At 48.7% G+C, this 11,052-nt stretch carries 5 protein-coding genes; 2 read left to right on the top strand and 3 right to left on the bottom strand.

What is annotated here, in order from left to right:
- A partial coding sequence (locus QUB11_RS08025) for a tetratricopeptide repeat protein (protein WP_333257106.1) occupies nucleotides 1-343 on the top strand: 343 nt, incomplete at its 5' end.
- 491 nt (nucleotides 344-834) lie between these two features.
- Here the strand turns inward: QUB11_RS08025 and QUB11_RS08020 are convergent.
- Nucleotides 835-1,719, bottom strand: coding sequence for a 4-hydroxybenzoate solanesyltransferase (locus QUB11_RS08020; protein ID WP_333199546.1), 885 nt, complete (start codon nucleotides 1,717-1,719; stop codon nucleotides 835-837).
- A 210-nt stretch (nucleotides 1,720-1,929) separates the two neighbouring features.
- Between QUB11_RS08020 and QUB11_RS08015 the strand changes: the two genes are divergently transcribed.
- Nucleotides 1,930-3,546: a Ppx/GppA phosphatase family protein gene (locus tag QUB11_RS08015; protein ID WP_333199548.1), complete on the top strand. Its 1,617-nt coding sequence runs from the start codon at nucleotides 1,930-1,932 to the stop codon at nucleotides 3,544-3,546.
- A 510-nt stretch (nucleotides 3,547-4,056) separates the two neighbouring features.
- On the opposite strand, the gene QUB11_RS08010 is transcribed toward QUB11_RS08015, so the two are convergent.
- The gene (locus QUB11_RS08010) at nucleotides 4,057-8,550 is read right to left on the bottom strand and encodes a choice-of-anchor Y domain-containing protein (protein ID WP_333390236.1); all 4,494 of its coding nucleotides are present in this window, start codon (nucleotides 8,548-8,550) and stop codon (nucleotides 4,057-4,059) included.
- 420 nt (nucleotides 8,551-8,970) lie between these two features.
- On the bottom strand, nucleotides 8,971-11,052 hold a 2,082-nt coding region (locus QUB11_RS08005; RefSeq protein ID WP_333257099.1), incomplete at its 5' end, for a calcium-binding protein.

Below are 11,052 nucleotides of genomic sequence, written 5' to 3'. Positions count from 1 at the left end.
TGCCAAATCTGCCCTAGGGAGAAAACAAGAGGCGATCGCAGATTACGATCGGGCTATTAAGCTTGATTCTAACTTTGCTCCTGCCTACAGCAATCGGGGTAATGCCAAGTGTGCCCTAGGGAGAAACCAAGAGGCGATCGCAGATTACGATCGGGCTATTCAGCTTGATTCTAACAATGCTAATGCCTACTACAATCGGGGTACTTTCAAATCTGCTCTTGACGACAAACAGAGTGCAATCCAAGATTACCAAAAAGCCGCTGATTTGTATAAGCAACAAGGGGATACAGGCTTTTGGTATCAACAATCTGTTGAAAACGTGAAAAAACTATCCGAACCGTAGCGACAAACTGAGAATAATCATGCCTTCAGATGACTCACCAACTCCTGAAAAGTATCAATAGGAATCGCCCAACTCAAACCTTCCATCTTCCGAAAAATACCCTGAGAAGGCACACTCCCATCCGCCAACTTAAACACATCAATTCCCCCCAAAGGATATTTCGATTTACCATTAATTCCCACCAATTAGTAGCAGTGAGATTGCTATCATTTGCCACAGCCCGTAGGGACACTCCAAGAGCCCATAGGTGTCAACTTAACGTCAAATGTAGTCAGAGACTTCTGTTTGACTCTTAGATTTCGATCCCCCCTAACCCCCCTTAAGAAGGGGGGGACAAGAAATTTCTCAAAGTCAACCCCTACTCCCCTTCTTAAGGGGGATTTAGGGGGATCTAGATTCAGGTAAAAACGAGATTTATCATGGCTTTCAAATTAGTAGAGGACAAAATTTTCGGGTGCGAAGAAATCATCCTCCACTCACCTAGGCGGAGTCTAAAAAATCTCCCCAACAATCATCCCCGCCAATATCACAAATCCCACCCAAACATTTTGGCGAAAGATTTGACCGTAAACCGGATTGAGAACATCCGCATTTCGGAGTTGACTGTACTGCAAAAACCACAAAATTGCCGCCGCACTAATTGCCATCCAAAAACCAATGTGCAAGTGCAGATTAATTCCCATTGCCGCTAACAAACCGACAGTACCAACAAAGAAAAACCCCACAGCATTAGCGGCATTATCCCCGAAAAATATCGCGCTGGAATTCACCCCCAAACGCAAGTCATCTTCCCGATCGCTCATCGCATAAACTGTATCAAATCCCATCGTCCACAACACGACTGCACCCCACAGCAACCAAGTCGCTAATTCTAATTCGTCAACGGCGGCGCTCCAACTAATTAAAACGGCAAAACCCCAGGCAATTGATAACACTAATTGCGGCACGGGAAAGAATCTTTTTGCTAGCGGATAGCAGATAATTACTGGTACGGCGGCGACGCACAGCCAGAAACTTAACGGATTGAGATAAAAAGCGAGAATCGCCGCGCAAGCAAAGGAAATTAAAGCAACTCCTATTCCAGTTTGCACGGTGAGGGCGCGGGATGCTAGGGGGCGCGATCGCGTTCTTTCTACTTCGGGATCAATATCGCGATCCCACAAGTCGTTGATGACGCATCCCGCCGCACTCGTGGCTAAGGTACCCAACACAATCACGCCCACCAATGCTGTCGGCGGCCTCCCGTCTGCTGCTAAAAAGACGGCCCAGAGGGCTGGAATCATTAAAATGAGCCTTCCTGCTGGTTTGTCCCATCTCAAAAGCCTCACGACGGTTAGCAATGTGGATTCGGGTTGGCGATCGGGCTGTGTAAGCATTTCAATTCTAGATTTGATATTTTTAACTCTAAATTTTATCAAATTTTAGGCACAATCACTTACTATCTCTGCTGGCGATCGCACTTCTGCCGAAATTTAAAACAGGTAAAAGTCTTGACCAGTCAGCAATTCCTGATTTTTGCTAATTTAATAGAATGCCTAACTGGATTCGTGAAATAATCATAAATATCTGTCAACCCCGATACTCCAATGGTTAATTCACTTCCGTCTGCGGAGTCAAATCGCATTATTGCTGCTATTGATATGGGTACTAACTCATTTCACATGGTGGTGGCGCGGATCGATCCGAAATTGCCCGCGTTTACGATTATTGCTAGAGAAAAAGATACGGTTCGGTTGGGCGATTGTGAGGTTAAGACAGGATGCTTGAAGTCCGAGGTTATGGAAAGGGCGATCGCCACTCTGCGCCGTTTTCAAGATATTGCTAAAACTTTCAATGCTGAACAAATTATCGCTGTGGCTACCAGTGCGGTTCGGGAAGCCCCTAACGGGCGGGATTTTCTCAAACAAGTTGCTGAAGAATTAGACCTGAATGTGAGTTTAATTTCTGGTCAAGAAGAAGCGCGGAGAATTTATCTCGGTGTTCTTTCGGGTATGGAGTTTAACAATCAGTCCCAGGTAATTATTGATATCGGGGGCGGTTCTACGGAGTTGATTTTAGGAGACAGTTCTGAGCCTCGCTGTCTCACCAGTACAAAAATTGGTGCTGTTCGCTTAACAGGACAATTTGTCAAAACAGACCCGATTACTAGGGAGGAGTTTGCTTATTTGCAAGCTTATATTCGTATTTCGCTGGAAAGACCGATCGACGAATTGCGAGCTCAATTCCATGAGGGCGAACCTTTGCGCTTGATTGGCACTGCTGGAACCATCGAAACTCTGGCTGCAATTAACGCTCGCGAAAAGTTGGGAACAGTGCCGAGTCCGCTGGCTGGATATCAGTTAAGTTTAAAAGATTTGCGCGATTTAGTCAATCGTTTTCGCAAACTTTCTTATGCCGAAAGGTTGGCAATTCCGGGAATGTCGGACAAGCGGGCGGAAATTATTCTGGCAGGATCTATGATTTTGCAGGAAGCTATGATACTATTAGGAATTGAATCGCTGACTGTTTGCGATCGCTCTCTGAGAGAAGGCGTAATTGTTGACTGGATGCTTAGCCACGGTTTGATTGAAAACCGCTTGCGCTATCAAGGTTCCATCCGCCAGCGCAGTATTCTCCACATGGCTGACAAATATCAAGTCAATTTAGAACAAAGCGAAAGAACCGCAGCATTTGCGCTCAATTTCTTCGACCAAACTCAAGGAATTCTACACTATTGGGGAAGCGAAGAACGCGAGTTGCTGTGGGCTGCCGCGATTCTGCACAACTGCGGTTTGTACGTCAGTCATTCAGCGCACCACAAGCATTCTTACTATTTAATTCGCAATGGTGAGTTATTGGGCTACACTGAAACTGAGATTGAAGTAATTGCCAATTTGGCTCGCTATCACCGGAAAAATCCTCCTAAAAAGAAGCACGAAAACTTTATTGTTCTTCCGAAAAAATACCGGGAGGTTGTCAGTAAGTTGCATCCTTTTCTGCGGTTAGCTGTGGCTTTAGACAGGCGGCAGATTGGCGCAATTTCTGATTTTAAATGCGAATACCGCCCGGAAGTTCGAGAGTTTCACTTACGGTTGCAGCCGCTCAATCCCGAAGACAATTGCGCTCTGGAACTCTGGAGTTTGGATTATAAAAAGCCGTGTTTTGAATATGAGTACAATCTCAAATTAGTGGCAACTTTGGAACCGACTCTGGTTCCGGTTTAAATACAAAGCCGAGCCTGAAAACGAGAAACTGTAGGGTGCGCGCGTCCCCTACAGTTTTAACTTAATCCCAAGTCTACTACCAATATTGTGTTTGACTCTACAGTCCTCCCGATCGCCCTAGCCTGCCTTCAGAAGGCAGCGTGGATTAATTTTAGAGAGGAGAAATCAATGCAATATGACTATTTGCTGACGCTATACGAAAGATTGAAGTAATGTCTCATATCATGTCCGGTCGAGCGATCGCGATTAAAGGCCGGGGCGGGTTTACAGATTTTCCGGTTTCTATTCAATATCTTGGCGAACCCGCCCCTACAGAAATCATGGTTAATTGACCGGACATGATATAATATCATGTCCAGTCGAGCGATCGCGATTTTTGTAGGGACTCCCCTCACCAACAATACCTACCAATAATTGACATCTCAAAAACCCGCGCCGACCGGGATATTATGATTAATCGATCGGACATGATATTAGCGATTATTCTGATACAACCGGATTCCATATTATCTACAAATCAGGTAGTCCAATTACTGTAAAATCCTGTTGAGTGATGAGATTAGCTGGCACACCTTTTAGGCTAGCTAAGATTTGATCCGTGTTGGCAATTTTGATAAAAGTTGTAGTGTTTTCTTCAACTATGCTGAGTCGATCGACCGTTAACCCTCCCGTCAAAATTAATAAATCTTCACCTTGCGTAAAATCAGCGATGACATCGCGGCCTTCTCCCGCAGTCAAGAAAAAGTAATCGCGCCCGCTTCCCCCTTGCAGCGTATCGTTTCCGAAGTCTCCCCTCAACCAGTCCTCGCCAATTCCCCCAATCAAAGTATCATCACCCTCACCCCCGTACAGAGTATCGCTACCGTCACCGCCGCACAATTGATCGGCATCTTCATTGCCATAAATTAAATCATTGCCACTACCGCCGCACAAATAATCTTTTTGACTGGTAGCATCCATCGCGATATTGTCACTATCTCCGAAAATCGTATCCTCGCCCTCGCCGCCGCAGATGGTGTCATTTCCCAACTCTCCAAACAGCAAATCATTGCCCGAATCGCCGCAAATTATATCGTTATCTTTGCCACCATGTAAGGTATCATTTTCCTTGCCGCCGCTGAGAGTATCTTCGCTTTCTTGTCCGTACAAAACGTCGTTGCCGTTATTGCCAAAAAGCAAATCTTTTCCGGTCAAGCCACCGTCAGACGCATCAGAAGTGCCGCCAAATAAACTGTCATTACCTTCATCGGCAAGCAAGGTATCGCTGCCTTTGTCGCCCCAAACTACGTCATTATCTTTGCCTGCGATCGCCACATCATGATCTTTACCCGCATAAATAATGTCATTCCCAGCGTGGCCGACGAGATAGTCGTTATTTTCGTTGCCAAATATGGTGTCGCTGTCTGCATCCGCGCCAACAGTAACTGGGCTAGCAAGACCACCGTAAATATTGTCGTTGCCGAATAAGCCATTTAGCAAGTCGCTGCCGTTGAAACCGTTGATGATGTCATTAATATCGCTGCCGGTTAGAGTATCTTTACCGTCAGTAGCGTTGAGGGTATTTTCAGGGATATTCGGGCCGGGAATGGAAGTGCGATCGGGTAAAGTGATTCGATCGCACATACAGTCTTCCGAAGCAGCAGGAATTAGCGCCGGTGTGGGGGTTTCTGTTGTTGGAGATGTGGTTTGGGCGATCGAATTCTGATTGGCGATCGGCGTTTCCCCAGGTTTAGCCGTCGGAATTGGACTTTCCGCAGATATCAGAATTGGAGTCGGAGTCGGAGTTGGAGTTTCCCCAGGCGTCGGAGTTTCCGCAGAAATTGGCGTCGGTGTCGGAATTGGTGTCGCAGTCGGAATTGGCGTCGGAATTGGCGTCGGAATTGGAGTTTCCGCAGGCGTCGGAGTCGGAATGGGAGTTTCCGCAGGAATTGGCGTCGGAGTTGGAATTGGCGTCGGAATTGGCGTCGGAATTGGCGTCGGAGTTGGAATTTCCGCAGGCGTCGGAATTGGTGTCGGAATTGGCGTCGCAGTCGGAATTGGCGTCGGAATGGGTGTCGGAGTCGGAATTGGCGTCGGAGTTTCCGCAGGCGTCGGAGTCGGAATTGGAATTGGCGTCGGAGTTGGAATTTCCGCAGGCGTCGGAGTCGGAATTGGCGTCGGAGTTTCCGCAGGCGTTGGAGTTTCCGCAGGCGTCGGCGTCGGAATTGGCGTCGGTGTCGGAATTGGAGTTTCCGCAGGCGTCGGAGTTGGAATTGGCGTCGGTGTCGGAATTGGAGTTTCCGCAGGCGTCGGAGTTGGAGTCGGAGTTGGAGTTTCCGCAGGCGTCGGCGTCGGAATTGGCGTCGGTGTCGGAATTGGAGTTTCCGCAGGAGTTGGCGTCGGTGTCGGAATTGGAGTTTCCGCAGGCGTCGGAGTCGGCGTCGGAGTTGGAGTTTCCGCAGGCGTCGGAGTTGGAGTCGGAGTTGGAGTCGGAGTTGGAGTTTCCGCAGGAGTTGGAGTTGGAGTCGGAGTCGGAGTTTCCGCAGGCGTCGGAGTTGGCGTCGGAGTTGGAGTTTCCGCAGGCGTCGGAGTTGGAGTTGGAGTTGTATCTACAATAGTCAAAACAGCACTAGAAATTGCTCCTAAATCTGCTTTGTTAGTGGGATTGGTCAGAGTTAAATTAACAGTTTCATCCTGTTCTATTTGGGAATCATCCACAATTGAAATCGTGAAAGTTTGAACACTTTCGCCAATGTCAAAATTTAAGGTTCCCGATGTCTGGTTATAGTCACTACCAGCATTAGCAGTGCCATTACTTGTAGTGTAACTGACAGCAGCAGCCACATTAGCATCTCTGCGAGTAACGGTAATTGTGGCAAACTGACCGTTTTCATTAACGCTGTAATTTGCGGCACTAAAGTTAAATGTGCCTGGATTGGTGAGGTTGATAATGAACGATTGGGTGTGAGAAGTATCGAGTCCTTCGTTATCTCTACCGCCATTATCTCTCAGGTTTAGAGTGATATTAGCACTGCCGATCGCCCCCGGCACCGGTGTAAAGGTTAGCGTCCCCGCTGAGTCGATCGCAGGTTGTAAACTAAACAAAGCAGCATTATCATTTCCTACCACTTGAAAAGCCACAGTTTGTCCCGATTCGTTGGCCGGGCCTGGAGAAATCGCAGTCGCCCATCCAGGTATGATTTGTGGCCCCGAATTGCTGCTGAGAGTGCGATCGACTCCTTTGACAAACGAAGGTGGATTGTTGACTGGATTAACTGCGATCGAACTTGTTAAACTATTAGTGCTAAACGGCGTTGTTCCCCCAGTAACTGAAGCATTGACGCCCGCAGTACCGCTGGCAACTCCGTTACTTCCATCCCACGCCCGAAAAGTAATTGTTGGTTTGCTTCCAGCGGTACTGTAATAGTCTTGGTTGGGTACAAACCGAACTTTCGCAGGCGTTTGCAGGGAAACCCGCGTCAGGTTGATGTTAGCTTGCGCCGAGGTAGTGCCGTCACCGAGGAATAGAAAATTAGGAGTTTCGTAAGGATCTATCTGGTCGCTAAATCCTGAATAATCGCGCAGCGGGCCGGTTAGTATGATAGCGCTGCCATCGGAAAGAAAGTATTTGTTACCTTGAACTCTGAGAGTGTAGTTAGTAGCAATATTGGTGTTATAAGCAACATTCTCTGCTGCAACAAATAAGCCGTTTGTTTGTCCGCCTGGGTTGGGAGTAATGCCGTCGCCTTGTGCGAAGATATTGCCAGAGTTTTCAGATAGCCGCTGGAAACCGATTTCAATGGCTTTGCGATCGCTAGTAACGGCAACAATGCTAAAACCTGCCCGATCTTGATTAGTGCGGGATTCCGAGATAATTTGGAGATTAAAAGACAAGCTAAAGCCTGTAGTGCGATCGAGCGGGGAAAATGACGGATTTAAAGGATTATTTGTATAGCCAGCATAAATTCTATTGTCCGCAGTGCTGTTTAAATTAACTCCATTACCGCTAAAAAATTCTGAAGCTGTAGCGGTAGGAGAAGCAAGATTTGAGTTAGTCAAAGACAGCCAATTTTGAGAACTGGGAGTGTTACCAAGTAAGCCATTATAAAGAGGAGTCGGGCCGAGCACTGTTGCTGAACTTTCCGACACTGTGCCGAAATTTGTCCAAGTATTGCCATCTGTTGAAAATTGCCAGTTACCGTTAGTATTGTCTGCAGCGGTGACTGCAACACCCAAAGGATCGCCATTAGCGTCACCGCCTAACTCGCTAGTGATGTTAAAAATACTAAACCCTGTGTTAGCGACGCTGGGTATATTTTCATTAATTGCGATCGGCGGATTAACATTAGGAGTTACCAAATTCGGAGCAATGTTAACCGGTCGGTTGCGGAGGCTGTTAATATAAATACTGTTAATTCCGCCGTTGGGCAAACCCAAGGAGCCGGGACTATCTATAGTATAACTAGCAGTTCTGTTGATGCCGCCAATAGCGCTGGAAAACTCAACATTACCCCCGTTGGGTGGTGCTGGAATTTGCACCTTAGCTGCACTCCCAAATACCCCTAACCCAGTCGTCGGCCAGGCGAGGGAATTAACAGAAGTAATTCCCGCACTACTAGTATCTACCCAAACAATATCTGAGGCTGCAAAATCCCCGCCAAAACCGTTAGTTCCGACTAAGACATTATTGAGATAAGTACCGCCAGCAGCGTTATTTATCAGCAATTGAATGTTCCAATCAGCATCATTTCCGCCGGCAACGGGGTTGTAGGTAATATCATCAGTAGGAATGACACCTGAACCGCCGATCGCAATTATGGTTCCTGCCTTGAAGACAGGAGCAATACTCGCCATGTTCCTGAACTGATAAGCAGAAAGTTTCTGTGCTGTTGTACTGCTTGAGTCGCCTACAAAAAAACTTTGAAGTTGAGCTGTTGTTATATCTTCCGTCAACAGCAGTTCCACATACTCATTCCCCAGGAATTGCCCGTTCCGCCGGAATTCGTTAATAATTATCTGTCCCATCTAGATGCACCTAAATTTGAGATGATTATGTATTAGCTGCCAACTACTACAGCAGTTCTCAATAAAGTGAGGTATGCCCTATGCCCTATGCCCTATGCCCTATGCCCACGGAGGCCGCTTATCAAGCGTGCACCTCATGTTACTGAGAAAGGCTATATCAATTTTTTTACATTTAATTTTTATTTACGTAAATACACTGTCAGTAGTTTCTCCGTACAGTGGCTTCTTTAAGTCATTTTTATTACTAAAATAATACCGGGAGTGCTGAGCAGTGTCAAGCAAAAGCTTGGATTATTGTCGATCGCACTCCCGGACGCAAAAAGTGATTTGATACACTACTCATAGCGGCAAGCTACGCGCTGTGAACCCTACATAATTAACTAAGGTGCGGAGTACGCACCTTAGTTAATTAATTTGTGCTTACCCGAAGATGGTAAAATCATTCAGACCGATCGCACTAGCTTGCACTCCATTCAAAGCAGCCAACAATTGACCGTTTTCACCAATCCTGATGAAAGCTGCATTAGCGTTTTGGGTAATACTAAGTTGACCAAAAGTTAGACCCCCCGCTAACACCAGCAAATCTTCACCTTTTGTGAAATCAGTAATTACATCGCTGTCTTCACCTGCTGTTAAAACAAAGCGATCGCGCCCAATGCCACCGCTGAGAATATCATTGCCCAAACCCCCAACCAAACAATCGTCGCCTTTACCGCCATAGAGAGTATCGTTACCCTCCTCGCCACATAGTTTGTCACTACCGCCGTTGCCCAACATCAAATCATTGCCAGCACCACCGCACACGGAATCTGGCTCGCCGTTAAAGTCGATCGCACTGTCTCCGAAAATAGTATCGTCCCCATCGTCGCCACAAATGCTATCACTGCCGCGACCGCCCAACAGCAGATCGTTGCCAGTACCCCCCACCACAACATCATTGCCCTTGCCCCCATAAACAGTATCATTGCCCTCGCCGCCGCTTAGAGTATCCGCAGCATCTCCCCCATTCAAGAAGTCGTTGCCAGCACCGCCAAAGAGCAAATCGCGTCCAGTCGAGTCAGGGCTAAACGGGTCAAAACTGCCTCCAAACAAGCAGTCGTTACCCTGAGCTCCAACGAGAGTGTCATTGCCTTTGTCGCCCCCAATCAAGTCATCGTCTTTGCCGCCGATGGCCACATCATCGCCCTTACCCCCGAAAATGCGATCGTCGCTGCCGGCGCCGTTGAGGTAATCATTGCCATTGCCGCCAAACAGCAAGTCTTTGTCTGCATTCGGGCCAAGGGGGATATTGCTGGGCAGTGCCCCGTAAATATTGTCGTTGCCTTTTTCGCCCAGCAGAACGTCGTCGCCGTTGAAACCGCTGATAACGTCGTTGAGATTGCTGCCGATGAGGAAGTCGTCGCCGTCAGTGCCATTGAAAGTGCGATCGACAGAATTCGGGCCCGGAATCGAACCGATCGCGGGTAGGGTAATCTGTTCGCAAATGCAATCGGTATCGCCCCCTTGAACGCTGTCAGAGTCAACAGGAGTTCCCGTGGGAGTTGGAGTTTCCGTGGGAGTCGGAGTTCCCGTGGGAGTCGGAGTTCCCGTGGGAGTCGGAGTTCCCGTGGGAGTCGGAGTTCCCGTGGGAGTCGGAGTTCCCGTTGGAGTCGGAGTCGGAGTTCCGGTTGGAGTCGGAGTCGGAGTTCCGGTTGGAGTCGGAGTTCCCGTGGGAGTCGGAGTCGGAGTTCCGGTTGGAGTCGGAGTCGGAGTTCCGGTGGGAGTCGGAGTTCCGGTGGGAGTCGGAGTTCCGGTGGGAGTCGGAGTTCCCGTGGGAGTCGGAGTTCCCGTGGGAGTTGGAGTTTCCGTGGGAGTCGGAGTTCCCGTGGGAGTTGGAGTTCCCGTGGGAGTTGGAGTTTCCGTGGGAGTCGGAGTTCCGGTTGGAGTCGGAGTTCCCGTGGGAGTCGGAGTTCCCGTGGGAGTTGGAGTTTCCGTGGGAGTCGGAGTTCCGGTTGGAGTTGGAGTTCCCGTGGGAGTCGGAGTTCCCGTGGGAGTCGGAGTTCCCGTGGGAGTCGGAGTTGGAGTTCCGGTTGGAGTCGGAGTTCCCGTGGGAGTCGGAGTTGGAGTTTCCGTGGGAGTCGGAGTTGGAGTTCCGGTTGGAGTCGGAGTTCCGGTTGGAGTCGGAGTTCCCGTGGGAGTTGGAGTTCCGGTGGGAGTTGGAGTTCCGGTGGGAGTTGGAGTTGGAGTTCCGGTTGGAGTTGGAGTTTCCGTGGGAGTCGGAGTTGGAGTTCCGGTTGGAGTTGGAGTTTCCGTGGGAGTCGGAGTTCCGGTTGGAGTTGGAGTTGGAGTTCCGGTGGGAGTTGGAGTTCCGGTTGGAGTCGGAGTTCCGGTTGGAGTCGGAGTTCCGGTTGGAGTCGGAGTTCCGGTTGGAGTCGGAGTTTCCGTGGGAGTCGGAGTTTCCGTGGGAGTCGGAGTTTCCGTGGGAGTCGGAGTTTCCGTGGGAGTCGGAGTTTCCGTGGGAGT

Source organism: Microcoleus sp. B6-A1 (assembly GCF_036705085.1).
In the GTDB taxonomy this organism is placed as follows: domain Bacteria; phylum Cyanobacteriota; class Cyanobacteriia; order Cyanobacteriales; family Microcoleaceae; genus Microcoleus.
Note: the sequence above shows the minus strand (reverse complement) of the source record. Positions and strands in the feature narration are given on the sequence as shown.

What these genes read in the sequence shown, in the direction of transcription:
- QUB11_RS08020 (WP_333199546.1), bottom strand. Translation starts at nt 1,719, where the DNA reads ATGCTTACACAGCCCGATCGCCAACCCGAATCCACATTGCTAACCGTC.
- QUB11_RS08010 (WP_333390236.1), bottom strand. Translation starts at nt 8,550, where the DNA reads ATGGGACAGATAATTATTAACGAATTCCGGCGGAACGGGCAATTCCTG.
- QUB11_RS08015 (WP_333199548.1), top strand. Translation starts at nt 1,930, where the DNA reads ATGGTTAATTCACTTCCGTCTGCGGAGTCAAATCGCATTATTGCTGCT.